The following is a 24,579-nucleotide window of genomic DNA, read 5'->3' as shown; positions in this document are numbered from 1 at the left end:
CCCAGAGCCTGTGATGCTCTCTTCGGACCGCTTCTTGGTCTAATCCAACGAAAATAGCCCCCTTTCGCGGCCGGGACGATGCGCCGACGACGAAAAGGGGGCTTGATGAGCGGCCTTATGAGGCCATTCGACGGCGAAAGGCAAGCTTCGCCGAAGGATATGTCGCGGATTAGACAAGGCCCGTGTCTTCTCGGCGACGCTGGCTCAGCTCACCCGCCAGGCGCGCGACGCCGGCCGTCAGCAGGCCCAGCATGGCCATCATCAAGGCCTCGGCCAGGCCCGGCGCCAGGATCGGCAGGCTGGGCGTGGCGCCGAGATTGGCGATGCCGACGGCGCCGGCCAGCAAGGTGTAGGCCGCCGCCGCGAAGCCCAGGGGCAGGGCGCTCTTGGCGATGGCGGCGATCCATTTGGTGTTCAGGCGGGCGACGGCGATCACCGGCCCGGCGACCAGGCCGGCCAACAGCACAAGCGCGATCAGCTTCACCGGGATGGCGGCGTTGGCGAAGACCGAGATGAAGGTCAGCGGCTGCTTGCCGGTCGAGGCCAGGGCCGGGGTGGCTAGCAGTATGCCGGCGGCGACGATGAGGGTGAGGTGGCGTAGGCGCATGGGGCGGGCTCCGCGTGTGATTACGTGTGTAAAATCATTCCAGAGAGTTACGCGTGTAATTTTCGGAGTCAATCCCCGTCGGGATGCGGGTGTTGAACCCCTCTCTCATAGAGAGAGGGAGGGGCCCTCGCCGCAGGCGTGGGAGGGTGAGAGGTTAGGCGAAGCCGGTTGGGGATTTCGCGTATCTCGCTGAGTTTTCAGGATTTATCGGTGAACGGTGTAACCACTCACCCTCCCATGCTGCGCATGGGCCCCTCCCTCTCTCAAAGAGAGAGGGATGAGGTGAAGCACGAGCGTTCGGGCCTTTTCGTCCTCCCCTCCAAAACCTCGCTTATTCTCTCTTCACCTCGTCGCGAGGAAAGGGCGCATGGCCAGCGACCGATTGCGGCGGCGGGGGGCGATCGAGCGGTGAAGGTCCGAGGGGGATACTCGGACGGTCCGGGGACCTGGTTTCGCTGCCAGGCCCGCCCGCCGCTGGCGTGGTCGAGGATCAAGGGGCGCGTCTGGCCTTTCGGCCCGTCTCCCTCGATCTCTGGGATCTTCCGGAAACGGAGGAACCCGGGTCCCGGTAAGGCCTGAACAGGGCCACCCGGCGGGACGCTGGCGAATAACGGTCGCGCGGAGCGTCTGGCTTCGTCGAAACGGTATCAAACTACACACACTCCGGACGGCGTCCGGCGCTCCGCGTCCCTTTCCACCAACTCGCAGCTTGGGGCGCGAGGGCGATGAAGCGCGTCTTTTCAGTTCACCGTCGCCAGAGCCTGGTCAATCGCCGCGACGATGCGTTCCGGAGTCTCGGCCCCGACCACGGCCACCTTGCCGGCGAAGATGACGAACGGCACGCCGGTCACCCCGCCCTGGACGGCCATGGCGTGCTCGCGGGCCACGGCCTCCTTGTCGGCCCCTTCCGACAGCAGTTGCAGCACCACCAGGCGCTCCATGCCGGCTGCTTCGGCGACGTCGGCCAGCACCATCGGGTCGCCGATGTCGAGGCCTTGAGTGAAATAGGCCCTGAACAGCGCCTCGACGACCTGGTCCTGGACCCCAGCCGTCAGGGCCCATCGGATCAGCCGGTGGGCGGCGTTGGTGTTGGGCGAGATCTCGATGGCTTCGAAGTCAAAGGCGATGCCTTCCTCTGCGCCACCCTCGACCAGGGCGGCATGAACCGCCGTGAGCTTGGCCGGATCCTTGAACTTCTGGGCCATGTAGGCCTTGCGGTCGACGCCCTTCTCGGGAAGCGTCGGATCCAGCTGATAGGGCCGCCAGACCAGCTGCGTCTCGAGATCCGGGCGCAACGCCAGGGCCGACTTCAGCCGTCTCCAGCCGAGATAGCACCAGGGGCAGACCACGTCGGCCACCACGTCGATGACCATCGGGGCGGTTTGGGGCTGGCTCACGACGCGCACCTTTCGAAACACAGTCCGCTACAGGACGTGTTCCATATAGGGCGCGAAACCTGGACGCCCAAGCGTCCAGGCCTTCAATGTCGAGCTTCAGCTGGCGTCGCGCTTGAGGGCGTTGGCGGCGGCGCGTTCCAACGTCTTGACCGCCCCTTCGCCGGGCTGGACCTCGGCGACGCCGATGTCGAACTCGCAGACGAACGGCGCGCGGTCATCGCCGGCGTCGAAGGCGGTGCAGCCGATCACGGCGGCGATCCGCTCGGCCGCGGCCTGAGCGGCGTTGAGGCCGGTGGCCGGCAGAGCCAGGGCGAAGACCTCGGTGGCCAGGCGGGCCGGGGTGTCCTCGACGCGGACCAGGCGGCCGACCATCGAGCCGATCTGCGGGATGGCGCGGTCCAGCCAGCCGTTCTTGCGCGCCCAGACGGTCTCGGGCTTGTCGGCGACGCGCAGCACGCAGATCGACAGCGGCCGAGCCCGTTCGCGGGCGGCGGCGGCCAGGCGGGCCAGGTGGGCGGCGAACAGGTCGCGGGTGAAGAGGCCGGTCGCTGCGTCCATCAGGCCCGAGCTGCGGGCCTTTTCCAAGGCGCCGCGGATCGACTCGCCCCGGCGGAAGCTGCGGGCCAGCTCCATGACCCGCATCGCGGTCTCGATCTCGGGCGTCTCGGGCGAGGCCACGTCGGAGACGCCGCGATGGAACGCCTCGGACATCGTCACATAGCTTTCGGCCTTCAGATAGAGCAGGGCCGGGATGTGAAAGAGGCGGGTGTTGCGGCGCATGCCGGCCGCGATCGACAGGGCTTCCTGCTGGCTGTCGCCGGCCCACAGGACCACGGAGTCGAAGGCCCGCTCGTGCAGATAGTCGAAGGCCGTATAGGCGGTGAAGGCGCCGACCACCTCGGCCCCGCTGGCCTGCAGGGCGTTGGCCAGGGCCAGGAACTGCGGCGCCGGTTCGCCGACGGCCAGAATGCGATAGGGGGCCTCGGCCGCCTCCGGCAGGTCCAGGCGCCGGCCGCGTTCGCCGAAGGTGTCGAGGCGCAGCTCGAACTCTTCCTCGGCGATGGCGGTGCGGACCAGGGTCTCCAGGCGCAGGGCGGCCTGGGACGGGTGCAGGGGCGGCGACAGGGTCAGGTCGAAGGCCTGGTTGCGATAGTCGCCGTCCGGCTCGCCGATAGCGATGACCGGCAGGCGGCGCGGGGCGACCGCGGCCTTCAGGCGGCGCGCCAGGGTCTGGGTCTCGGGACCGGCGCTGGCCAGGTCGACGATCACCGCCTCGATCGGCAGGTCGCCCAGGGCGGCGAGGGCGGCATAGGGGCCGCGCGCGGTGATCGTGCGCCAGCCCAACCGGTCCAGCCCTTCGGCCAGCGGTCCGGCGCGAACATCGTCGCGCGCCACGATCAGGATCCGGGCGTCAACCGCCAAACCAACCTCCGCCCGAACGCTCGTCCTTGCGGCCCAACCGGAGCCGCCGAGATTCGACGCCGCAACATAGCAGAGGCTTTGCGTGGTCAAAGGTACGGAACGCCGCAGGGCGGCAGTGAATCAAAGAACGCTTCGATACGCTCCGCTAAGGCTTGCATGACCGAACGTCAGGGCCGCTCTAGTGATCGCCGTCGGCCGCCGGGAAAGAGCCGCCACGCCACGCGTTTGGGAGACTACGCCATGGGCCAGGGACCGCTTTCGGGGCTGAGGATCGTCGAGTTCGCCGGCATCGGCCCGGGACCGTTCTGCGGCATGCTGCTGTCGGACCTCGGGGCCGACGTGGTGCGGATCGATCGCAAGGGCCCAGGACAGCAAGGGGGCGGACGCGGCTCGCCGGCCGACGTTACGGCGCGCGGGCGGCGCTCGGTGGCGCTGGACTTGAAGAACCCGGAGGCGATCGAGACCTGCCTGAAGCTGCTGGAACAGGCCGACGGCCTGATCGAGGGATTCCGGCCCGGGGTGATGGAGCGGCTGGGCCTGGGGCCCGACGTCGCCCTGGCCCGCAATCCCAAGCTGGTCTACGGCCGCATGACCGGTTGGGGGCAGACGGGCCCCTACGCCAAGGCCGCCGGCCACGACATGAACTACATCGCCATCACCGGCGCGCTGGCCGCGATCGGCACGACCGACAAGCCCGTGCCGCCGCTGAACCTGGTCGGCGACTTCGGGGGCGGGGCGCTCTATCTGGCGTTTGGCCTGCTGGCCGGGGTGATCCATGCCCGGGCGACCGGCCAGGGCCAGGTGATCGACTGCGCGATGAGCGACGGCGCGGCCTCGCTGATGGCGATGTTCTACGGCTTCAAGGCCGGCGGGATGTGGACGGAGGGACGGCGAAGCAACCTGCTCGACGGCGGGGCGCACTTCTACGACACTTATGAATGCGCCGATGGCAAGTGGATCTCGATCGGCTCGATCGAGCCGCAGTTCTACCTGTTACTCTTGGAAAAGACTGGAATTTCTGACCCGCAGTTCCAGCACCAGATGAGCCGCGAGGAATGGCCGGAATTGCGCGAGAAGTTGGCCGTGGTGATCAGGACCAAGAGCCGCGACGACTGGTGCGCGATCATGGACGCCACCGACGTCTGCTTCGCCCCGGTCCTGACCATGGACGAGGCGCCCAGCCACGCCCACAACGCCGCCCGCGAGACCTTCGTCGAGGTGGCCGGCGTCATCCAGCCGGCGCCCGCGCCGCGCTTCTCGGCCACGCCGGGCGCGATCCAGGGACCGCCGCCGAGGATCGGCGCCGACAACGATCAGGCCCTGGCCGACTGGGGTTTCCCCGCCGAATCTATTGCCGCGCTGAAGGCTTCCGGAGCCCTCTGAAACATGATGGACGCGTTCAGGTCCGGTTCAGGCGGCGGATCCTAACTTGCGATGGTCGATCGGTCGTCGCGCCATCCGTCCCTCGAAGCGGCGATCGGTTCACAGGCAAGTCCTGCGGAGACGCGTCATCTTCCCCAAGGTGGCGCGTCTTTGACTCTGGCCCTTCTTTGACTCCGGCCCGTCTTTGACTCCGGCCCTTCTTTGACTCTGGGCGCCCACATCGCCATGGTCCGCCGGATGCAAGATCCGCTGCACCGCATCCGCTGGCGCGACCTCGACCTTGATCCGATCCACTGGGTTCGCGAAATCCTTCGCGTGCTAGGCTTGGCCCTGTCGCGGCTGTGGGGCCGCGACGTCATGCTTTATGTCGGCGGCGTCTCGTTTTTCGCTCTGTTGGCCGTGTTTCCGGGMCTGGCGATTCTGATCGGCCTCTACAGCTTTTTCCTGACGCCCGAGAGCRCCGCACATCAAGCGACCAAGCTGGCCGAGCTGATTCCCTCGGCCGCTCGCTCGATGTTTCAGGACGAGTTCGGCCATCTGGCCCATGCGCCGGGTCAGACCGTGTCGCTGCAGAGCGCCATCGTGCTGATCGTCGGCGCCTATGCCGCCCATCGCGGCTTCAAGGCGCTTTTGGCCGGGCTCTCATTCATCCATGACGAGGAGAATCAGCGAGGGTTCTTCGGCTTCAACCTGATGGCTCTGCTGGTGCTGATCGCCGCGTTCGGCCTGCTCTTCGTGATGTCGGGCGTCTTCCTGGTGCTGCGCCTGCTGGGCGCGGCTCTGAACCTGCGGCCGCTGGCCGGCGTCTCCTGGATCCAGAGCGAGTGGACCTGGGCCAGCCTCGGCATCGTCTTCGGGATGACCCTGGTCTATCGCTACGCCATGTCCCGCGAGCCCGTCGGCTGGCGCGCCTCGATCGCCGGCGGCGCGGCCGCGGCGGCGCTGTGCGTCTTCATGTCCTCGGCCAGCGCCTTCTACGTCGAGAAGGTCGTCCACCTGGGGGCGACCTACGGCTCGATCTCGGCCGTGATCGTCTTTCTGATTTGGCTGTCCTGGAGCGTCAACGCGATCTTCTTCGGCGGCGCCTTGGCGACCGAGGTCGAGATCGCGCTGGACGAACGGCCCCGGGCCCTGCTGGAAGGCCCCAAAGCGATCCCGCTCAAGGCGCCTTCAGAATACGAAAACGGATAACGCCGCCGTCTTGGTCGGCGATCTCCAGCACCGTGGCGCCGATCTGGCCCGCGAAGTGGGGCACGTCGATCCGGGCCATTGGATCGGTAGCCAGCAAAACGAGCTCGGCCCCCGGCGCCGCAGCCTCGTGGGCCTTGCGCAAGCGCAGAGTCGGGACAGGACAATGATGCCCACGGGCGTCGATGACGACAGGCTCAGTCATCGGCGAACACCCCTTCGGCCTCATCAGCCGGCAGGATCCGATACTGGCCCGGCTCGAGGTCGCCGGGCAGGGTGAGGCCGCCGATCCGTTCGCGGTGCAGCTCGGCCACGTGGTTGCCGACGGCGGCAAACATGCGCCGCACCTGGTGATAGCGACCCTCGGTGATCGTCAGCCGCGCCGTCTTTTCGTCCACGACGTCCAGCCTCGCCGGCAGCAGCGGCTTTTCCTCACCGTCCAACATCAACGTTCCGGCGGCGAAGACCTCGCCCTCGGAGCCGCTCAGCGGACGGTCCAGCCGGGCCAGATAGGTCTTGGGCACGTGGCGCTTGGGCGAGATCACCCGGTGCAGGAAGTCGCCGTCGTCGGTGATCAGGATCAGGCCGCTCGTATCCTTGTCGAGCCGTCCGACGGTCGACAGCGCCGGGTCACGCAGACGCCAGCGGCGCGGCAACAGATCGTAGATCTTCTCGCCGTCCTCCTTATGCGAACAGGTCACGCCCAGCGGCTTGTGCATGACCAGCACCAGCGGGGCGGGCGGATCGATCGGCAGGCCGCGAATGGTCATGCGAGCGGGCAGGGTGGCGTCGACGGCGATGCGGGCGCCGGAGTCCTTCACCGTCTGGCCGTCCAGCGAGACCTTGCCGCCGACGACCAGGGCCTGGACCTCTTTCCGGCTGCCGTAGCCCAGATTGGCCAACAGCCGGTCCAAGCGGGCCATCAGCGCCTTGCTCATCTCGCCGCGCTCACTTCTTGGCCTCGAAGACCTTGTACCCGCCGTTCTCCTCGACCAGCCGGACCTTGGCGAAGCTCTCGGCCAGGATCGCCTCGTAGGGCAGGTGGCGGTTGGCCACGATCCACAGCGCTCCGCCCTTGCGCAGCGCCGTGGCGGCCGAGGCGATGAAGGCCTGGCCCAGCGTCTTGTCCTCGCCGCCGCCGTCGTGGAAGGGCGGATTGCTGACGATGAAATCGAGGTCCTTGAGGCCCGCCTGCCGGACATCGCCCCAGACGAACTCGGCGCGCGGGTCGGCGACATTGCGCTTGGCGGCGTCGAAGGCGCGGCGGTCCAGCTCGACCAGGGTCAGCTTGGTGACCTTGGGCGAGGCCAGGACGTTCAGCGCCAGCAGGCCGATACCGCCGCCGAAGTCGGCCCCGGCCCCGGAGAATTCCGGTAGGACCTGGAGAAGCGCATTGGTGCCGGCGTCCAGGCGGTCCCAGCTGAACACGCCCGGCTGAGTCCAAAGACCGTTTTCCGCGACCTGCCGTGGCGCGCCGGCCGCGATGGCTTCATCGAGGCCGGTGATCGCCGCCGGTCGGACGACCAGGCAGATGCGATTGTGCCGTCGAGCGCTCTCGCCGACCTCGCAGCCCAAGGCCTGGAATTCCTTCTTCAACCGCAAGCCGCCACGGTCCTTCGGCGCGAAGGCGGTCAGGCGGCCGTCCGGCGCCAGAATGCGCAACGCATGGGCGAGGACAAATCGTCGCTCCACCGCGCCGGCGGGGGCGCGAACGGTCACAGCGATAAAGGATTCGTCCGGAATCGAGGCGATATCGGTCGAGCCTGGAACCGATGGCGACAGCTGAACGGCGTCCGGCGCGGCCGGCGCCAGGTCGTGATCGGCCTGGCCATAGATCGCGGTGCGGAGAGCCGACATGCTTGTCCTGAAAGGGTATTTTTGGAGCGCCGAGACTGTGGCGGACAGGGTGGGATTCGAACCCACGGTAGGCTTTCACCTACGGCGGTTTTCAAGACCGCTGCCTTAAACCACTCGGCCACCTGTCCGGAGCAGGCGGCTATATCAGCGCGTCCGCGCCTTAACCAGACTTCAAAACAAACAGGCGACGATGTCCGCTCGGAAAGGGGTGCGCCCCTCTGGACGACGAGCGGATGAACCAGCGTATCGATCAGGTTTGGCGAACCTTGCGCGGCTTCGGTCTCATGGCCTTAGCGGCCGTGAGCCTCACCGCCTGCGCCACGCCCAAGTACGACACGGGACGCCCGGTAGCCATGACCGGCGGTTCGGCGCCACGCTCGGGTTCGACGGTCGGCCGCGACGGCAAACCGCTGCGCGGCACCGAGAAGCCCTACCAGATCAAAGGGATCTGGTACTATCCGCACGAGGACAAGAACTACAACGTCACCGGGACGGGCTCCTGGTACGGCGAACAGTTCCACAATCGGCGCACGGCCAATGGCGAAGTGTTCGACATGGACATCCCGTCAGCCGCGCATAAGACCCTGCCGCTGCCCAGCCTGGTCGAGGTGACCAACCTCGACAACGGCAGGAAGATGATCGTCCGGGTCAATGATCGAGGGCCCTTCATCGGCGATCGGATCATCGATCTGTCGAAGGCCGCCGCCGACCAACTGGGTTATCGCCGTCAGGGCGTGGCTCGCGTTCGGGTCAAGTATGTCGGGCCCGCCTCCAAGACCGCGTTCGATGCGCCGCGGCAGTACGCTCGCGCCGAGACCGCCCCGCGCAGCTTCGACGACATCAAGGAACCACCGCAGCGCGTTCAGGTCCTGCCCCAGCGCCGCGAGCCGGAATGGACGCCGCCGGCCGCGCCGATCCAATCCCCCATCCCGGACGAGATGTCCGCCCCGCCGATCAACCCGCCGGACCCGGTCTTCGCCGCCGCCAAACCGGCCTATAGAATCCAGGCCGGCTCGTTCTCCAGCCGCGAGAATGCCGAGAAGGCCGTGCGTCAGTTGGCCAGCGCCGGCCGCGCCCAGATCGAGTCGTTCGAGCGCGCCAGCGGCACGCTCTACCGCGTCACGGTCGCGGCGGGGCCGGACGAGGGCGAGGCTTGGAGCCTGCGCGAACGGGTCGAGTCGCTGGGCTATTCCGGCGCCACGGTGCTTCGGCCCTAGACCCTCTGGACAAGGCTCGCGATCCGGTCGAATGGAGGCCGGTGAGCCAGGGTTCTTTCATCAGTTTCGAAGGCGGGGAAGGGGCTGGAAAGTCCACCCAGATCCGCCGCCTGGCCGAGCGGCTGCAAGCCGCCGGCTACGACGTCGTCGTCACCCGCGAACCGGGCGGCAGCCCGGGCGCCGAGGCCATCCGCGAGCTGCTGGTCAACGGCGAGGCTGACCGCTGGTCGCCGGTCACCGAGACCTTGCTGATGTACGCCGCCCGCCGCGACCACGTGGAGCGGGTGATCCGGCCGGGCCTGGCCGACGGCAAGATCGTGCTGTGCGACCGCTTCGCCGATTCCACCCGGGCCTATCAGGGCGCGGGCGGCGACGCGCCGGCCACCCTGATCGCCTCGCTGGAGGACCACGTGCTGGGCGGCACGGTCCCGAGCCTGACCCTGATCCTGGACCTGCCGGCCGAAATCGGCCTGAGCCGGGCCGAGGCGCGCGGCGGCGCGGCGCGCTTCGAATCCAAGGGCCTGGAGTTCCATAAGCGGCTACGCGCCGGCTATCTGGAGATCGCCCGCCGCGAGCCCGAGCGCTGCGTCGTCATCGGGGCCGACGCCGAACTGGACGCGGTGACCGCCGCAATCTGGGACGCCGTCGCCCAGCGACTGGACCTCTGATGCACGCCCCGGCCCATCCTCGCGACGTCTATCGGCTGGACGGCCAGTCCGCCGCCGAGGCCGCGTTCATCGACGCCTTCGAGCGTGGCCGGCTGCACCATGCCTGGCTACTGACGGGGCCTGAAGGCGTCGGCAAGGCCACCCTGGCCTACCGAATGGCCCGCCGTCTGCTGGGCGCCCGACCCGATCCGTCGCAAGGCCTGCTGGGCGCCGCGCCGTCGGACGTGGTCAGCCGACAGGTCGCCGCCCGCTCGCACCCCGACCTGATGGTGCTGGAGCGCCTGACCGATGATGGCAAGGCCCGCAAGTCGATCCCGGTCGACGAGGCGCGCCGCCTGCCGGAGTTCTTCGCCAACTCACCAGCCGTTTCGCCGTATCGGGTGGCGATTATCGACGCCGCCGACGACCTCAACGTCAACGCCGCCAACGCCGTTCTCAAAACCCTGGAGGAGCCGCCGGCGCGCGGCGTGATCCTGCTGATCAGCCACGCGCCGGGCAAACTGCTGCCGACCATCCGCTCGCGCTGCCGGCGGCTGGCCGTGCCGGCGCCGGGCGTCGCGGCGGCGGCCGAGATGGTCGAACGGATGGCGGACCTCCAGCCGCGCGACGCCGAGCGCCTGGCCCGCATGGCGCACGGCGCGCCGGGACGCGCCCTGCAACTGGCCGCCGCCGGGGCGATCGCCATGGATGACGCGGCCAACGAGATCCTCCGGGGCCTGCCCAAGTTGGACGAGGGCGCATTGCTGGCCATGGCCGACACCTTTCGGGGCGCGGACGGCGCGGCGCGGTTCGAGCTGCTGATGGACCGCCTAGCCGACCAGGTGCGGATCTTCGTCACCCAGGTGGCCGCCGACGGCAAGAACTCGCCGGGCCTGGATCGCTGGGCGGTCGCCTGGGAGCGGCTCTCCAACTGGCCGGGTGAAGCCGAGGCGGTGAACCTGGACCGGGCCGACGTGTTCTGGAGCGTCATCTCGGACTTGCGCGCGGCGGCCAAGGCGGCGATGTGAGCCGCATGCTCATCGACAGCCACGTGAATCTCCACGCACCCCAGTTCGCCGACGACAAGGACGCCGTCATCGCCCGGGCTCGCGAGGCCGGGATCGGCCTGATGGTCACCATCTGCGACAAGGTTTCGTCGTTCGAGGCGGTGCACGCGATCGCCATGGCTGAGCCCGACATCTGGTGCACGGTCGGGACGCACCCGCACGAAGCCAAGGAAGATCCGGGCCTGACCGCCGGACGTCTGGTCGAGCTGGCCGACCGGCCGCGCGTCATCGGCATCGGCGAGTGCGGGCTCGACTTCCACTACGACCTGTCGCCGCGCGAGGTTCAGGCCGAGGTGTTCCGCCAGCACTGCATCGCCGCGCGCGAAAGCGGTTTGCCGCTGGTCGTCCATACCCGCGAGGCCGACGAGATCATGGCGGAGGTCCTCGAAACCGAGCATGCCGCCGGCCCGTTCAAGATCCTGATGCACTGCTACACCAGCGGTCCGGAACTGGCGGCCCGGGTCGCGGCCCTGGGCGCCTGGTTCTCGGTGTCCGGCATCGCGACCTTCAAGGCGGCGGAAGAGGTGAGGGCGGTGATCCGCGACATGCCGGCCGACAAGATCATCGTCGAGACCGACTGCCCCTACCTGGCGCCCGTGCCGATGCGGGGCCGCCGCAACGAGCCGGCCTACCTGCCGCATATCTACGACAAACTGGCCGAGGTTCGCGGCTGGAGCCGGGCTGACACCGAGCAACGGACCGAGGACGCCTTCTTCGACCTGTTCGACCGGATCCCCAGGTCATGACCGGACCGCTGGAGTTCACGATCCTGGGCTCCGGTTCGTCGGGCGGCGTTCCGCGCGCGGACGGCAACTGGGGCGACTGCGATCCGGCGGAGCCCAAGAACCACCGTTCCCGCTGTTCGCTGCTGGTGCGCCGCCCTCAGCGGGAAGGGCAAGGGCAGGGCGCTTCGTTGGTCCAGACCACGGTCGTCGTCGACACCGCACCCGACTTTCGCCTGCAGGCCGTGGCGGCCGGCGTCCGGCGCGTGGACGCGGCGCTGTTCACCCACGACCACGCCGACCAGGCCCATGGCATCGACGACCTGCGGCCGTTCTTCCTGAATCAGCGGGTCCAGATCCCGGCCTATATGGACGTGCCGACCCACGAGGGCCTGCTAACCCGGTTCGACTACATCTTCCACAGCAAGGGCGGCTATCCGGCGATCTGCGCCCCGCGTCTGATCCCACCGCTGGGCGAGGACTTCGCGATCGAGGGACCGAGCGGCGCGATTCCAGTCCATACGTTCGACGTCGACCATGGCGAGATCCGCGCGGTCGGCTATCGCTTCGGCGGCGTGGCCTATACGCCCGACGTCCGCGCCATCCCGGACGGCAGCTGGGCCGATTTGGTCGATCTCGACGTGTGGATCGTCGACGCCCTGCGGTGGACGCCCCATCCGACCCACGCCCATGTCGAACTGGCGCTGGAATGGATCGCTCGGGCGAAGCCGCGCCGCGCCATCCTGACCAATCTCCATATCGATCTGGACTTTAACGCCCTGGCGGCGCGGCTGCCACCCGGCGTCGAGCCAGCCTATGACGGTCTGCGCTTCACGGTTTGAGGCTCTGTTCAGCGCGATACGCTAGATCGCAAGGTTGCCTTTGGCAGCGCTCTCGAAACAGAAATTGCGGGATCGGGTTGCGCCCGATCAGCCTAGGTTCAGGGCGCGATGGAGCCTTTGTCGCTTTCCCGGCCAATTTCGACGAAAACTTGGCCGTACGTAACAGCGTTGAAATAAGCTCGTCCAACAACACCGTCATACGGGCGCGGTAAAGTAACCTTTCCCGTGCGTCACCGACCAGACCTCCATGGCTGAAACCGTCACCGCCTCTCGAGAAGTCTTCCAGCGCCTTCGCTCGCGTTTGCCCGCGGTCACGCGCGAGCACCTTTTCGATTGCTATGCGATTAGCGAGACCACCTGGACCAAGCTGCGCGACGGTAAGCCGATAAAGCGCTCGACGCTCGATCGCGTGCTGGCCAGGTTGGAAGCCCTCGACGCTCGTGTGGCCGCTTAGCAGCACACTTCCGTGATCTGCATATTCTTCTGATAATATATCTTAGACGACAACACGTCGTTCCGCGTTTTCGCGATTTTCTGACTCCAACCCTGCGACTGGCCGACTCCAATTGCGCGACTGGCGAACGGCGTCCGAGCGACAGGCTCGAGTTCGGATTTTGGTGTCCCGAAACTCAGAAGACGCATCCACTGAACGCGCCGACCGCCGCAGCGTAAGTCCAGCGCCGCCGGAGATCTGCCGGCCAGGCTCGCGATCGCTCGCCCAGCACCAGCACCAGCACCATCGCTCTCGGCAATTCGGTCGCGACCAAAAACAAAGGATCGCGGATTGCGTGCGAAAACACACTTTGCCAGCCTTTTATCCTGCTGTGGCGGTACCAGGCCTCAGGCCAATCTGCGATTGGGAATTTCTTCTGGTCCTCGCGCGGATCGACAAGTTCAGCAAGAATGCGAAGAGCCATGCGGGTGCAGATAAGCCGCGTGTCGGCGTCGAGTTCTTCCCACAAGCAGGACGGGATGTAGCGGGCGCCTCGAAGCACCCTGCCCTTGAACCTCTCATCGAAGATCGAAATCGAAGCCTCGGTCCGCGGTAGGCGCATCCTAGTGGCTAGCGCGTCGATTAAACGGCGGAGATGGCGAGGTCGTCGCTTATTCGGACAGGCCGGTCGCGTCCAAGGCGGCCTGCAGGTGCGGCGCGAGCCATTGGGCCATTGCCGCCTGAGCGGCTTCGTCGGCCAGCAGGTCCTGGCGCACCTCCAGCTCCAGATAGTCCAGCCCGCGCGGGTCGGCATGGAGGGGAATGGTATTGTCGGTCTCGTCCATGGCGTAGGGCGCGTTGTCGCCGATAGACGCCTCGCCCAGATCGGCCCGCAATCGCGCCAGCATCGCTGAGGAGAACGCGGAATCGCGCCGATGGAGAACACCCAACCGCCAGGGCCGGTCCCTCCCCGCCATCGAGGGGGTAAAACTGTGAAGGGCCACCAGCACCGTCCGCCGCCCCGTCCGACCGTCGAGCGCCGCGGCGATGGCGTCCTGGTAGGGTTGGTAGATCTCGGCGAGGCGCGCCGCGATCGCCAGCGGCGAAAGGTCACGATTGCCGGGGATCGGCGTGCCGTCGCTCTCCTTGGGGATGGCGTCATTGGCCTCCGGGCGGCGATTGCAATCGACGACAAGGCGCGAATAAGCCTGCCGGATGAAGAGGGCGTTCAGCAGGGCCGAAAGCCGCGCTCCAAGGCCCGCAATGCCGATATCCCAAGCGATATGGCGCTCAAGGTCCGCGGCGGCGAGACCCAGGCTGTCTAGGCGCGCGGGTATCTCGCGGCCCGCGTGGTCTCCAAGAAGCAGAAGCGCCGACGGGGCGCCCGCGTTGAGCACAATGACCGGGTCCGGATCACCTGCGACAAGAAGGCGGCTCGACCCCGCGCCAGAATCCCCGCCACTTCTGGTCAATGCCTGTGCTTTCGGTCCGCCATCTGACGCGCTACCGGTATCGCAATCCCGTGGCGTTCGGCGACCATCGCATGATGCTGCGTCCGCGCGAAGGTTGCGATCAGCGCCTGCTGTCGTCCGAGCTGATCATCACACCCCACCCCGCGCAGCTGCGCTACGTGCAGGACGTGCTGGGCAACTGGGTGGGCGTGGCGAGCTTCCGGGGCCGGGCCAGCGAGCTGACCTTCGAGAGCCGCTTTACCCTCGACCACATGCCGCTGCCCGCCTTCGGAGATCAGCCCGGCCACCTCGACGTCTTCGAGCCGGGCCAGCCGTTCGCCTATCCCGCCGAGGATCTGCCGGACCTGGTCCAGTCGATCACTCCTCAGCACGACGATCCCGACGGCGCGCTCAAGCGCTGGGCGTTGCGTTTCGTCAAGCCGGCGGGCGCCACGAGCCTGCAGCATCTGCTCGCCGAGATGACGCAGGCGATCTATGCCGACTTTCGTTATGGCAAGCGTTTCGAACACGGGGTTCAGGCTCCGCTCGCCACGCTTGAAAATCGGGGCGGCACTTGCCGCGATTTCGCGGTGTTGATGATCGAAGCCGTGCGGAGCCTGGGTCTCGCGGCCCAATTCATCTCGGGCTATATCCACAGCCCCTCGCGCAAGCAGGGTCAGGCCGAGCGAACGGGCGGCGGCCACACCCACGCCTGGCTGCGGGTATATCTGCCGTCGTGCGGCTGGGTGGAGTTCGACCCGACCAACGGCATCGTCGGCAATACCGACCTGATCCGCGTGGCCGTGGTGCGCGATCCGCTCCAGGCGCCGCCGGTGCACGGGACCTGGTCCGGCTTTTCCGCCGACTATCTGGGCATGGATGTCGAGGTCGACGTCACCGATCTGGAAGGCGAGGCCTATCCGGCGGCGTCCTTCAGCGCCTTCGGCTGAAGACACCGCACCTTTCACCCGCCCCGCGCGTTCGCATCAGGCCTGCCCGCTTCAATCCCGGATTCGCCTGCTCGGCGCGCCGGCTCGTACCGTGAGACGACCATGCTTATCCGCTACGGCTACGAGATCAGCGTTTCCTGCCAGCAGCCGACCGCGATGGTGACGTTGCTGGGCCTGCGGGATGGACGCGAGCGGCAGCTGCGGATCGCGGAATCGTTCTTCACCTCGCCCCAGATCGACACCTCGACCTATCGCGACCTGTTCGACAACGTCTGCCGACGTTTCGTGGCCCCGGCCGGCGTCCTGACCTTGTGGAGCGACAGCGTCATCGAGGACAGCGGCGCGGTCGATCCGGTCGCGCCCGACGCCGCGCTGCACGAGGTGGCCGACCTGCCGGACGCTTGCCTCGTTTATCTGATGGGCAGCCGCTATTGCGAAACCGATCGCCTGAGCCAGATCGCCTGGGACCGGTTTGGCCACATCCCGCAGGGCTGGGCGCGGGTCCAGGCCGTCTGCGATTTCGTGCACCGGCACATCGCCTTCGACTACCAGACCGCCAGCTCCACCCGCACCGCCTACGAGGTCTATGAAGGTCGCGTCGGCGTGTGCCGAGACTATGCCCATCTCGCCGTCGCCCTGTGCCGCTGCCTGAACATTCCGGCCCGCTATGTGAACGGCTATCTGGGCGACATCGGCGTGCCGCGCGTCGACCCGATGGACTTCAGCGCCTGGATGGAGGTCTATCTCGGCGACAGGTGGTGGGCGTTCGACCCGCGTAACAACATCCCGCGCATCGGCCGGATCGTTATTGCGCACGGCCGTGACGCCGCCGACGTCGCCATGCTGACCTCATTCGGGCCGCACCAKCTGAATGGCTTTCGGGTCTGGGCCTATGAGACCGAGGCTGGCGGCCTACCGGGCGCGATCGTTGACACCACCGGCGCGGCCGGCCGCCAGGTTCGTGCACGCTCGCCACTTTAGGTTCGATCGACTTGACGCCGCCGGCGGCGGCTGCGCAAAAAAACTGCCCTAGGCCTAACTTCAGAAACGCGACCTTCGCTGGTGCGCGCGCCCGCTATCGCACGCTGTTGGAGCGGCAAGCAGAACTTGGCGCAATTCCGGAAGGCAGGCATTCAGGCCGTCTCCCCTTCCCTACCTTAATTTAGCGTGGCTTCAGAACCGCTTCGCTGCGCCAATCCGTCCCGACGCCGAGACCAGGGCTCCAGCCTTCTCGCCGCCAAGATCCAGGTCCAGCGCCCAACCGGAAAGGCGCGCTTGGTTAAGAGCGGGGATGGGACTCTACTATGACGGGGGCATTGGATCGTCACACCACCACTGCCTGTACCTTCGAGGGTCTATAATCCTTGACGAGCTTTGCTCTGATCACCCTGCGGCCTCGCCGACAAGAGCCGCGCGCCGTCCTTGATGGATGACCACAACGCTGACCGCTCAGTTCGGGTGTCGCGCATGACCCCTCCGGCGCCAGTTCGCGATATGCGCGCTAGGTAGGAGGAGCCCGTCGAGAACGGTCAGGGGGCGCCAGGATCGCGATCGGCGCGGCGGCGGCGATGAAGGCGACATGGACCCGCTCGGCCTGGGCCCACAGGCCCAAAACCGGCAGCAGCAGCGATAGCGCGGGCAACGCCAGACAGTGGATCAAGCACAGCGCCGACAGTCCCGCCGCGGAAACATCGAGCGGGCGTGGACGGGGCGACAGCGCGCCCGATCTGGTCGAGTTGCTCTAGCGAACGGCGCAGACTTCGCGGACGCAGCCGCGCAGCCAACGGTGCGCCGCGTCGCCATCCATCCGCGGGTGCCAGAGCAGCGACACCRTGAACTCGGGCAATGGAACCGGCAGCGGAAACCAGAACATGCCGACCCGCAGCGCACGGGTATGGCGTTCGGGGACCGTGGCGATCAGGTCGGATCCGCGTGCTAGGGCCAGCGCCGCGGCGAAGCCGCCGACCTCGGCGGCGACGTCCCTCACCACGCCGGACGCTGCCAGCCGGTCATCGATAGGCGGCTTCTCGGAGCCCTGCAGCACGACGTCGACGTGACGCCAGGCGCCAAAGCCCGCCGAACTCACCGGTCCTGGGCTCAGCGGGTGCCCGAGCCGCGCGACGCCCACATAGCGATCGTCGAACAGCCCTTGGGCTCGGACCTCCGGCCCGATCGTTTTTTCGACGACGCCGGTCTCCAGATCGACGCCGCCATCGCGCAACGGCGTGCTGTCTTTGTCGAGCTTGGCGATAAAACGGAGCCGCACGTTCGGAGCCTGTTCGGACACCCGTGACACCAGCTCGGCCCCAAAATTCTCCACGAAGCCTTCGCGCGCGCGCAGGGTGAAGGTGCGCGCCAGGCGGGTTAGGTCGAGCCGCTCCGCTGGGCGCAGCGCCGCCGCGGCCTGATCGACCAGCTGACCGACGCTCTGGCGCAGCGCCAGTGCTCGAGGCGTTGGCGCCAGGCCGCGGCCGGCCCGGACGAGCAGTTGATCGCCCGTTGTCTCGCGCAATCGGGCAAGGGTCCGGCTCATCGCCGAAGGACTGAGCTGCAGGCGCTTGGCCGCCCGCGCGACGCTGCCTTCCGCAAGCAGAACATCCAGGGCCACGAGCAAGTTGAGGTCGGGCGTGGACATGGGGCGAACCTAGCACGATCTCGAGCGAGACATGGCGGTAAACGCACGAATGAAGTGCAAATGGTGCGCGTTCCGCCCCATCCGGGGCGCGGCTATCTCTCGGATAGAGGCGAAGGAGACAGCCGTGACCAAGACCACCCTGGAAACATTCATCGACAACGTCCGGTCCGATTGGGGGCCGTTGACCAGCGAAGTCGTCGCCGCGTGCGGCCGCCATTTGGCGGCGCTGCTCCAGGCGCCGGTGACCGAAGCGTGGTTGGCGGATCTGCATGCGAAGCCGCCGCTCAGCAAGACGCTCTATCGCGACCCTGACCACGGCTTCGTGCTGCTGGCCCACGCCGAGCCAGCCGGTCTCTACCGGCCGCCCCACGACCACGGCCGCAGCTGGGTGATCTATGGCGTCCAGTGTGGTGAGAGCGAGATGGGGACGTATGGTCGCCTGGACGACGCCGACGGGACGCCGCGCCTGGTCAAGCGCAACGCCACCCTGGTCCAACCCGGGCAGGTGCAAGTCTATCTGCCAGGAGACATCCACGACACGCGCTGCACGAGCGATCCGGCCCTGCTGTTCCGTTTCACCGAGCGCGACCTAAAGATCGAGGACGCCGAGGCGCACAGGATTACGCGCTATGTGGAACGAAACGGCGCGTGGACGCTGGGCGCACCATGACCGCGCGCTCTGTCCAGGCAATCGCCGCCGTGCTGGCGGCTACGACGCTGGTGGTTCTGGATGTGGCGATCGTCAACCTGGCGCTACCGACGATCGCTCACGCTTTGCGGGTGTCGCCCGCGATGTCGATCCTGGTGATGACCGCCTACCAACTGGCGCTGGTGATGGCGCTGCTCCCTTGCGCCGCGCTGGGGGAGAGCCTTGGCTTTCGGCGGGTCTTCACCGCGGGCGTGGCGCTCTTCACGGCCGCTTCGGTGCTTTGCGCGGTCGCGCCGTCCCTGCCCTGGCTGGTGGCGGCGCGATTTCTTCAGGGGCTCGGCGGCGCGGCGGTGATGGCGTTGGGCGTCGCCCTGCTGCGCCAAGTCGTGCCGCCCAACCGACTAGGCGCCGCCATCGGCTGGAACGCGCTAACCGTCGCGCTCGCCACGGCGATCGGGCCGTCCTTGAGCGCGGTGATCCTCTCGGCGACAAGCTGGCCCTGGCTATTCGCCCTCAACTTGCCGATCGGCGCCGCCACGCTCTTGGCCAGCCGCGCCCTGCCCCGCTCGCCGGGCTCTTCGCGAGCGCTGGATCCCGTCAGCATCGCCCTGAACGGCGGCGTCTTCGCCGCCCTCGTCGTCGGCGCGGATCTGCTGCCGACCCGGCAGCCCCTTTCCATGGTCCTGTTGCTCGTCGCCGGGGCGGCGCTGGCCCTACTGGTGCGTCGCGAGGCGCCCAAGGCGTTGCCTCTCGTCCCGCTGGACCTGTTGCGCGTGAGGTCCGTGAGCATTTCGGCCGCCGCCTCGGCGTGCCTGTTCACTGGCCAGACTGCGGCCTTGGTGGCGCTGCCCTTCTACCTGCAGCACGGTCTGGGCCTCAACGCCTTGCAGACGGCGCTTTACATCACGCCCTGGCCGCTGATGGTGGCGATCGCCGCCCCAGTCGCCGGCCACCTGTCCGACCGTGTCCCGACCGCCTGGCTCTGCGCCCTGGGCGGYGGCGTCCTCGCCCTAGGCCTTTCGGCGATGGCGATGTGGGCTCCGAGCGCGCCTCGAATCCTGGTTCCCTGCGTCATGCTGTGCGGCCTGGGCTTTGGCCTGTTTCAGGCGCCCAACAACCGCAACCTGTTCCTCGGCGCGCCTCCGGAGCGTAGCGGAGCGGCCGGCGGTTTGCAGGGAACGGCCCGCCTGACCGGCCAAACCGCCGGCGCGGTGCTGATGACGGCGCTCTTTACCGCCACCTCCGTCGACCTGGCGCCGAGACTCGGGTTGGGGATCGGGGCCGCGCTCGCCTTGACGGCTGGGGCGGTTAGCACTCTGCACGCCAGCCGCGGGGGCTTGCTCGCCGTCCGGCCCGCGCCGCGCTGATCGTCTCCATCGCGCCATGAGCGGCCGTGGCGTCAGCTGCCCCCAAACACGAAATCGGCCTTCCAGTAGCCTTTGGACGGATCCAAGAGGTCGATCGCGTAAGGCGCCGAGCCGTCGGCCAGGTCCGTCAGCCAGGCGTCGTTGGATCGCACCATGACGCCCAGGTCGGCCTTCTGCGCCTCGGCCAGCAGCCAGCCGACCATCGCCGCCTTGGTCCCGATCCCGCTCGTCCCGTCGCCTCCGTACGCCGCGAAATAGTCGGCGCGGCTGTCGATCATGGCGTGGATCTTGGCGTCCGTTGGCGCGGCGCCGAAGATCCACTTGTAGGCCTCGCGCGTGGCGTCGAAGAGGGTCAGCGACCCGTACTTGGCCGCGAACGCGTCCTTGCCCTCGCCCACCTTGCCCAGATTCACCGCGAAGTTGATGTAGCGGTTCTCCAGATTGAAGCTCTGGTAGTAGGCGCTGTTCAGGTCGTTGTAGTTCCCGCCGTCCTTGACCAGGTAGTCCAGACCCGCCGAAGTCGGGATCTTGCCCGTGAAGAACTGGTAGCTCATTGTCGCGACGGAGGTCGTGCTGCCCGCCGCCCGGACGATCTCGGTCACGGCCTGGGTCTCGGTGAAGGCTCCGGCGAACACCTTGTTGGCCAACTCCACCTGCATGAAGCCCGTCTTGTCGCGCAGGATGCTGGGGACGCCGGTGGAAATCAGGTTCGGGATCGCGCCCCCGGCCAGGATCAGGTCGGAGCCCTTGTAGAACGAGCTGACACGCAGGTTGATGACCGCGCCCGCGCTGTCGGTCACATTGAGCGTGATGAAGCCGGACTCCTGGTACATGAAGTAGCTGCGGGCATCGATTTTCGAAAGATCGATGCGGTCCACGCCGCTTTGGAAATCCTTGATGATGCCCCACGAGCCCGGCATGAAGCGGAAGGTGTCCGCGCCCGCGCCGCCGAAGGCCTGGTCGAAGTCATTCCCGTCGATGACGATCAGATCATCGCCGTCGCCGCCATCGAGGATGTCCTGACCGGCGCCGCCCGTCAGGGTGTCGGCGCCAGCGCCGCCGCTCAGCTGATCGTGGCCCGCGCTGCCCGCCAGGACGTCGTCGCCCGCGCCCCCCAACAACAGGTCGTTGGTCGCCAGCCCCTCAAGCCGGTCATCGCCGTCGCCGCCCTGCAGCCTTCCACCGATCATCACGTCGTTGAAGGTCGAGCCGATCACACCCTCGATGCTGACGAAGGTGTCGCCGCCCATCGCGGTGTTCTGGATCGCCTGACGTAGGTCGATCGTGACCCCGGCCGTGGCCTTCGAATAGTCGGCGACGTCGATGCCCGCGCCGCCGTCCAGCCGGTCATCGCCCAGACCGCCGTCAAGGACATCATCGTTGTCCATGCCGAAGAGCCTGTCGTTTCCGTCGCCGCCCCAGATGAAATTGCCATAGGCGTCGCCGGTCAGGTCGTCGGCGAAGCGAGAACCGCTCAAGTTCTCGATCGAGATCAGCTCGTCCAGTCCCGCGCCGGTTTGCTGGGCGTCGGCTATCAGGGCGACCGTTACGCCGTTCGCGGCGTCCGCGTATGAGACCGTGTCCCAGCCGGCGCCGCCGATGATCAGGTCGTTGACGGCCGAGCCGGCGATGGTTTCGCTGGCGCTGGTTCCCAGGCTGATCGAGGCCAGCTTGTCGGTCCATTGCGCCAGGCTCAGCCCGATCACGCCCGCGATCCGAACGGAACCGCCGTCATAGGTCAGGATCGTATCGCCGCCCTCGACGGTCGCGGCCAACAACGGCTTGCCGTTTAGCGAAAGCCGATCCGAGGCCGCGTCGAAGTCCGTGATCCGGTCTGCGCCGGCGCCGAGCACGAAGACATCGCCGCCGGCGCCCCCGGTCAGGATGTCGTCCCCGCCGCCGCCGTTCAGAACGTCGCGGCCCTCGCCGCCCAGCAAGGTCTCTCCGCCCGCGCCGCCGAACAGAATGTCGTCACCCGCGCCGCCGTCGATGGCGCCCGTGATCGAGCCAAGCCGGCCGTCATAATAGTCCTCGCCTTCGCCCATCAGGGCCGCGCCCTTGAGCACACCGCTGTTGGTGAAGAGGTCCCAGCCGCCGTTCAGTTCGATCCGGCCCTCGATGGTTCCGGTGTTGATCAAGGTGATGTCGACATTGGCGCCGTCCAGTTCCCAGACGGCGAGATCAGCCTTGATCGTTCCTTCGTTGCGGATCACCGAACCACTGTAGGGACCGTTGAGGCCGATGTTGGCGATCGCGACGCCAATCGCGTCGATCGAGGACGTTGTGTCGGTGATCTCGATGACGCCCCTGTTGAGGATGTCGGCCTTGGCGGTGACGATCGCCGCTCCGCTGCGATCGCCGGCCACGACTCGGATCGAACCGGTATTGGTCACGTTGCCCGCGAGCAGGTAGACGCCGAGCCCATGGTTGGCCGTGACCAGCAGTTCGCCGGAGTTCTCGAACAGGAAGGAGGTGTTCCCCCAGTTGTACCCGAAAATCCCCATGCCTTCGTCCTTGGGCGCCTCAACGGTGATCTTACCGGCGTTGAGGATGTTAGGCGCGGTATCAGGGAAACGCAGGCCGGCGGCTTCCCCATTCAACGACGAGATCGTGATCTGGCCGTAGTTCTCGATCTTGAAGCGTGGAAAGCCCGCGGGGCTTCCTCCGAACACGCCCATGAGCCCGAAGGTCTGGCCAAAGGGCTTGGTGTCGGTCCCCCGGATTTCGCCGTGATTGATCAGCGCCGCCCAGGAGCCGCTATCGAAGTTCATCCCGTAGACATAGTTGTCCGTGATGACCGAAGAGACGTAGTTCACCACCTCGCCGGGCGCGATGGTGAGCGTTCCGACGATCGTCGTTCCGGGCATGGGCTCTGAACCTAGCGAGGCGAGATTGCCTTTGGTCGAGGCCTAGCATCGGGGACTTTTCAATTTCAAGTTTATCAACGTCGCCGCGAGCCCTTTAGCAACCGAGCGCCCGAGACCATCGCGGCGCGGGTTCGGAGCTACCCTCCCGGGTGCAGCCCCGGCGCTTCCTGGCCCGTACGGGCGACATATTCCGTATAACCGCCGCCGTACTGATGAACGCCCTCGGGCGTCAGCTCCAGCACGCGGTTCGACAGTGCCCCCAGGAAATGGCGGTCGTGCGAGACGAAGAGCATGGTGCCCTCGAAGTCCGCCAGGGCCGTGACCAGCATCTCCTTGGTCGCCATGTCGAGGTGGTTGGTCGGCTCGTCGAGCACCAGCAGGTTCGGCGGATCGAACAACATCTTGGCCATGACGAGGCGCGCCTTCTCGCCGCCGGACAGGACGCGGCAGGGTTTTTCGACATCGTCGCCGGAGAAACCGAAGCACCCCGCCAGGGTGCGCAGCGCGCCCTGGCCGGCCTGCGGGAACGAGCGCTCCAGGGACTCGAAGATCGTCTCTTCGCCTTCCAGCAGGTCCATGGAGTGCTGGGCGAAATAGCCCATCTTGACGCTGGCGCCGATGCTGACCAGGCCCTGATCGGGCTTGGTGTCGCCGGCCACTAGCTTCAACAGCGTCGACTTGCCAGCGCCGTTGGCGCCGAGGACGCACCAACGCTCCTTGCGACGCACCAGGAAATCCAGGCCCTCATAGATCGGCTGGGCGCCATAGCCCTTATGGACATTGCGCAGGTTGATCACGTCTTCGCCCGACCGCGGCGGGCTCTGGAAGTCGAACTGGACCGACTGGCGACGGCGCGGCGCCTCGACGCGTTCGATCTTGTCGAGTTTCTTGACCCGGCTCTGGACCTGGGCGGCGTGCGAAGCGCGCGCCTTGAACTTCTCGATGAACTTGATTTCCTTGGCCAGCATGGCCTGCTGGCGCTCGTACTGCGCCTGCCGCTGCTGTTCGCCCAGCGCGCGCTGCTGGTCGTAGAAGTCGAGATCGCCCGAATAGGTGATCAGGGAGCCGCCATCGATCTCCACCACCTTGCCGATGATGCGGTTCATGAACGCGCGGTCGTGCGAGGTCATCAACAGAGCGCCGTCGTAGTTCTTGAGGAAGGCCTCGAGCCAGATCAGGCTTTCCAGGTCCAGGTGGTTGGAGGGTTCGTCCAGCAGCATGCCGTCGGGCCGCATCAGCAGGATGCGGGCCAGCGCCACGCGCATCTTCCAGCCGCCGGACAGCATTCCGACATCACCATCCATGCGGTCCTGGCTGAAGCTCAGGCCGGCCAGCACTTCGCGCGCCCGCGCTTCCAGCGCATAGCCGTCCAGTTCCTGGAAACGCTCCAGCACCTCGCCGTAGCGCTCCATGATGGCGTCCAGCTTCTCGGCCTGATCGGGATCGACCATGGCCGCCTCGAGGCTGGCCATTTCGGCGGCCAGCGCGCTGACGGGACCGACGCCATCCATCACCGCCGCGACCGCGCTCTGGCCCGACATCTCGCCGACGTCCTGGCTGAAATAGCCGATCCGCATTCCGGGATCGATTACGACCAGTCCGTCGTCCGGTTGCTCCTGACCGGTGATCATACGGAACAGCGTCGTCTTGCCGGCGCCGTTCGGGCCGACAAGCCCGACCTTTTCCCCCTTCTGAATGCCCATCGAGGCTTCGATGAACAGGATCTGGTGGCCGTTTTGCTTGGAGATGTTGTCGAGGCGGATCATGGGGCGGTCTGCTAACGCGGGCGGAACGAGAACGCCAGCCTTAGAGCCACCAATTCTAAGCACGGGGATCGCGCCGCCACCCCCAAACACTTCGATCCATGCCGCGTAGGTG

General features: G+C 67.1%; 24 protein-coding genes, 1 tRNA gene and 1 pseudogene. 12 read left to right on the top strand and 14 right to left on the bottom strand.

The window, feature by feature from the left end; translation table 11 throughout:
• Positions 1-169: 169 nt before the first annotated feature.
• The 4 genes and pseudogenes from AC1DSO_RS02565 to AC1DSO_RS02550 form a co-directional block, all read right to left on the bottom strand.
• Entirely contained in the window at positions 170-607 is a 438-nt protein-coding gene (locus tag AC1DSO_RS02565) for a hypothetical protein (protein ID WP_477067341.1), read from the bottom strand.
• 560 nt (positions 608-1,167) lie between these two features.
• Positions 1,168-1,301: pseudogene (locus AC1DSO_RS02560) on the bottom strand (hypothetical protein); the annotation flags it as partial.
• Positions 1,302-1,347: 46 nt separating this feature from the next.
• Positions 1,348-2,004, bottom strand: a complete 657-nt coding sequence (locus AC1DSO_RS02555) for a DsbA family oxidoreductase (protein WP_477067340.1) — start codon at positions 2,002-2,004, stop codon at positions 1,348-1,350.
• Positions 2,005-2,100: 96 nt separating this feature from the next.
• Positions 2,101-3,426, bottom strand: coding sequence for a diguanylate cyclase domain-containing protein (locus AC1DSO_RS02550; RefSeq protein ID WP_477067339.1), 1,326 nt, complete (start codon positions 3,424-3,426; stop codon positions 2,101-2,103).
• Between the two features lie 240 nt (positions 3,427-3,666).
• Here AC1DSO_RS02550 and AC1DSO_RS02545 point away from each other — a divergent pair, with 240 nt between their 5' ends.
• Both AC1DSO_RS02545 and AC1DSO_RS02540 read left to right on the top strand, forming a co-directional pair.
• Entirely contained in the window at positions 3,667-4,809 is a 1,143-nt protein-coding gene (locus AC1DSO_RS02545; RefSeq protein ID WP_477067428.1) for a CaiB/BaiF CoA transferase family protein, read from the top strand.
• Positions 4,810-5,034: 225 nt separating this feature from the next.
• The gene (locus tag AC1DSO_RS02540; RefSeq protein WP_477067427.1) at positions 5,035-6,000 is read left to right on the top strand and encodes a YihY/virulence factor BrkB family protein; all 966 of its coding nucleotides are present in this window, start codon (positions 5,035-5,037) and stop codon (positions 5,998-6,000) included.
• Here AC1DSO_RS02540 and AC1DSO_RS02535 read toward each other — a convergent pair.
• The 4 genes from AC1DSO_RS02535 to AC1DSO_RS02520 all read right to left on the bottom strand — a co-directional run bounded on the left by AC1DSO_RS02535 (position 5,969) and on the right by AC1DSO_RS02520 (position 7,982).
• Positions 5,969-6,202 (bottom strand): sulfurtransferase TusA family protein, encoded by a 234-nt coding sequence (locus AC1DSO_RS02535; protein ID WP_477067338.1) that lies wholly within the window; start codon positions 6,200-6,202, stop codon positions 5,969-5,971. The two genes, AC1DSO_RS02540 and AC1DSO_RS02535, sit on opposite strands and share 32 nt — an antisense overlap.
• Positions 6,195-6,935, bottom strand: a complete 741-nt coding sequence (locus AC1DSO_RS02530; RefSeq protein ID WP_477067337.1) for a pseudouridine synthase — start codon at positions 6,933-6,935, stop codon at positions 6,195-6,197. The genes AC1DSO_RS02535 and AC1DSO_RS02530 overlap by 8 nt, the downstream gene beginning before the upstream one ends.
• A 10-nt stretch (positions 6,936-6,945) precedes the next feature.
• Positions 6,946-7,854: a class I SAM-dependent methyltransferase gene (locus AC1DSO_RS02525; RefSeq protein WP_477067336.1), complete on the bottom strand. Its 909-nt coding sequence runs from the start codon at positions 7,852-7,854 to the stop codon at positions 6,946-6,948.
• Positions 7,855-7,892: 38 nt separating this feature from the next.
• A tRNA-Ser gene (locus AC1DSO_RS02520) sits at positions 7,893-7,982 on the bottom strand.
• A gap of 105 nt (positions 7,983-8,087) precedes the next feature.
• On the opposite strand from AC1DSO_RS02520, the gene AC1DSO_RS02515 reads away from it, so the two are divergent.
• The 6 genes from AC1DSO_RS02515 (at position 8,088) to AC1DSO_RS02490 (ending at position 12,803) form a co-directional block, all read left to right on the top strand.
• Positions 8,088-9,071, top strand: coding sequence for a septal ring lytic transglycosylase RlpA family protein (locus tag AC1DSO_RS02515; RefSeq protein ID WP_477067335.1), 984 nt, complete (start codon positions 8,088-8,090; stop codon positions 9,069-9,071).
• Positions 9,072-9,112: 41 nt separating this feature from the next.
• Positions 9,113-9,739, top strand: a complete 627-nt coding sequence (gene tmk / locus AC1DSO_RS02510) for a dTMP kinase (RefSeq protein ID WP_477067334.1) — start codon at positions 9,113-9,115, stop codon at positions 9,737-9,739.
• On the top strand, positions 9,736-10,746 hold the full coding sequence (locus tag AC1DSO_RS02505) for a DNA polymerase III subunit delta' (RefSeq protein WP_477067426.1): 1,011 nt from the start codon (positions 9,736-9,738) through the stop codon (positions 10,744-10,746). The genes tmk and AC1DSO_RS02505 overlap by 4 nt, the downstream gene beginning before the upstream one ends.
• On the top strand, positions 10,743-11,531 hold the full coding sequence (locus AC1DSO_RS02500) for a TatD family hydrolase (protein ID WP_477067333.1): 789 nt from the start codon (positions 10,743-10,745) through the stop codon (positions 11,529-11,531). The genes AC1DSO_RS02505 and AC1DSO_RS02500 overlap by 4 nt, the downstream gene beginning before the upstream one ends.
• Positions 11,528-12,349, top strand: coding sequence for an MBL fold metallo-hydrolase (locus tag AC1DSO_RS02495; RefSeq protein WP_477067332.1), 822 nt, complete (start codon positions 11,528-11,530; stop codon positions 12,347-12,349). Before AC1DSO_RS02500 ends, AC1DSO_RS02495 begins: the two co-directional genes overlap by 4 nt.
• 247 nt (positions 12,350-12,596) lie before the next feature.
• Positions 12,597-12,803: a hypothetical protein gene (locus tag AC1DSO_RS02490; protein ID WP_047405400.1), complete on the top strand. Its 207-nt coding sequence runs from the start codon at positions 12,597-12,599 to the stop codon at positions 12,801-12,803.
• Positions 12,804-12,978: 175 nt separating this feature from the next.
• On the opposite strand, the gene AC1DSO_RS02485 is transcribed toward AC1DSO_RS02490, so the two are convergent.
• On the bottom strand, positions 12,979-13,404 hold the full coding sequence (locus tag AC1DSO_RS02485) for a hypothetical protein (protein ID WP_477067331.1): 426 nt from the start codon (positions 13,402-13,404) through the stop codon (positions 12,979-12,981).
• A gap of 49 nt (positions 13,405-13,453) precedes the next feature.
• Entirely contained in the window at positions 13,454-14,179 is a 726-nt protein-coding gene (locus AC1DSO_RS02480) for an N-formylglutamate amidohydrolase (RefSeq protein ID WP_477067330.1), read from the bottom strand.
• Positions 14,180-14,253: 74 nt separating this feature from the next.
• Between AC1DSO_RS02480 and AC1DSO_RS02475 the strand changes: the two genes are divergently transcribed.
• Entirely contained in the window at positions 14,254-15,183 is a 930-nt protein-coding gene (locus AC1DSO_RS02475; protein ID WP_477067329.1) for a transglutaminase family protein, read from the top strand.
• Between the two features lie 102 nt (positions 15,184-15,285).
• The gene (locus AC1DSO_RS02470; protein ID WP_477067328.1) at positions 15,286-16,164 is read left to right on the top strand and encodes a transglutaminase-like domain-containing protein; all 879 of its coding nucleotides are present in this window, start codon (positions 15,286-15,288) and stop codon (positions 16,162-16,164) included.
• Positions 16,165-16,684: 520 nt separating this feature from the next.
• Here the strand turns inward: AC1DSO_RS02470 and AC1DSO_RS02465 are convergent.
• Both AC1DSO_RS02465 and AC1DSO_RS02460 read right to left on the bottom strand, forming a co-directional pair.
• Positions 16,685-16,900: a MerC family mercury resistance protein gene (locus AC1DSO_RS02465; protein WP_477067425.1), complete on the bottom strand. Its 216-nt coding sequence runs from the start codon at positions 16,898-16,900 to the stop codon at positions 16,685-16,687.
• A 24-nt stretch (positions 16,901-16,924) separates the two neighbouring features.
• On the bottom strand, positions 16,925-17,818 hold the full coding sequence (locus tag AC1DSO_RS02460; RefSeq protein ID WP_477067327.1) for a LysR family transcriptional regulator: 894 nt from the start codon (positions 17,816-17,818) through the stop codon (positions 16,925-16,927).
• Positions 17,819-17,942: 124 nt separating this feature from the next.
• Here AC1DSO_RS02460 and AC1DSO_RS02455 point away from each other — a divergent pair, with 124 nt between their 5' ends.
• Together AC1DSO_RS02455 and AC1DSO_RS02450 are read left to right on the top strand one after the other, a co-directional pair.
• Positions 17,943-18,488, top strand: a complete 546-nt coding sequence (locus AC1DSO_RS02455; protein WP_477067326.1) for a hypothetical protein — start codon at positions 17,943-17,945, stop codon at positions 18,486-18,488.
• Complete coding sequence (locus tag AC1DSO_RS02450) at positions 18,485-19,834, top strand: MFS transporter (RefSeq protein ID WP_477067325.1); 1,350 nt, start codon at positions 18,485-18,487, stop codon at positions 19,832-19,834. Before AC1DSO_RS02455 ends, AC1DSO_RS02450 begins: the two co-directional genes overlap by 4 nt.
• Before the next feature lie 32 nt (positions 19,835-19,866).
• On the opposite strand, the gene AC1DSO_RS02445 is transcribed toward AC1DSO_RS02450, so the two are convergent.
• A complete protein-coding gene (locus tag AC1DSO_RS02445; protein WP_477067324.1) occupies positions 19,867-22,701 on the bottom strand; it encodes a hypothetical protein in 2,835 nt (944 codons plus the stop codon).
• 137 nt (positions 22,702-22,838) lie between these two features.
• On the bottom strand, positions 22,839-24,467 hold the full coding sequence (locus AC1DSO_RS02440) for an ABC-F family ATP-binding cassette domain-containing protein (RefSeq protein ID WP_477067323.1): 1,629 nt from the start codon (positions 24,465-24,467) through the stop codon (positions 22,839-22,841).
• Between the last annotated feature and the right edge of the window lie 112 nt (positions 24,468-24,579).

Source organism: Caulobacter sp. P4_E5, assembly GCF_056401555.1.
This window is presented reverse-complemented; position numbering and strand designations above follow the sequence as displayed.

Coding starts and splice junctions, on each gene's coding strand:
- AC1DSO_RS02565 (WP_477067341.1), bottom strand. CDS start 607: ATGCGCCTACGCCACCTCACCCTCATCGTCGCCGCCGGCATACTGCTA.
- AC1DSO_RS02445 (WP_477067324.1), bottom strand. CDS start 22,701: ATGCCCGGAACGACGATCGTCGGAACGCTCACCATCGCGCCCGGCGAG.
- AC1DSO_RS02475 (WP_477067329.1), top strand. CDS start 14,254: ATGCCTGTGCTTTCGGTCCGCCATCTGACGCGCTACCGGTATCGCAAT.
- AC1DSO_RS02485 (WP_477067331.1), bottom strand. CDS start 13,404: ATGCGCCTACCGCGGACCGAGGCTTCGATTTCGATCTTCGATGAGAGG.
- AC1DSO_RS02530 (WP_477067337.1), bottom strand. CDS start 6,935: ATGAGCAAGGCGCTGATGGCCCGCTTGGACCGGCTGTTGGCCAATCTG.
- AC1DSO_RS02490 (WP_047405400.1), top strand. CDS start 12,597: ATGGCTGAAACCGTCACCGCCTCTCGAGAAGTCTTCCAGCGCCTTCGC.
- AC1DSO_RS02495 (WP_477067332.1), top strand. CDS start 11,528: ATGACCGGACCGCTGGAGTTCACGATCCTGGGCTCCGGTTCGTCGGGC.
- AC1DSO_RS02515 (WP_477067335.1), top strand. CDS start 8,088: ATGAACCAGCGTATCGATCAGGTTTGGCGAACCTTGCGCGGCTTCGGT.
- AC1DSO_RS02525 (WP_477067336.1), bottom strand. CDS start 7,854: ATGTCGGCTCTCCGCACCGCGATCTATGGCCAGGCCGATCACGACCTG.
- AC1DSO_RS02440 (WP_477067323.1), bottom strand. CDS start 24,467: ATGATCCGCCTCGACAACATCTCCAAGCAAAACGGCCACCAGATCCTG.
- AC1DSO_RS02535 (WP_477067338.1), bottom strand. CDS start 6,202: ATGACTGAGCCTGTCGTCATCGACGCCCGTGGGCATCATTGTCCTGTC.
- AC1DSO_RS02545 (WP_477067428.1), top strand. CDS start 3,667: ATGGGCCAGGGACCGCTTTCGGGGCTGAGGATCGTCGAGTTCGCCGGC.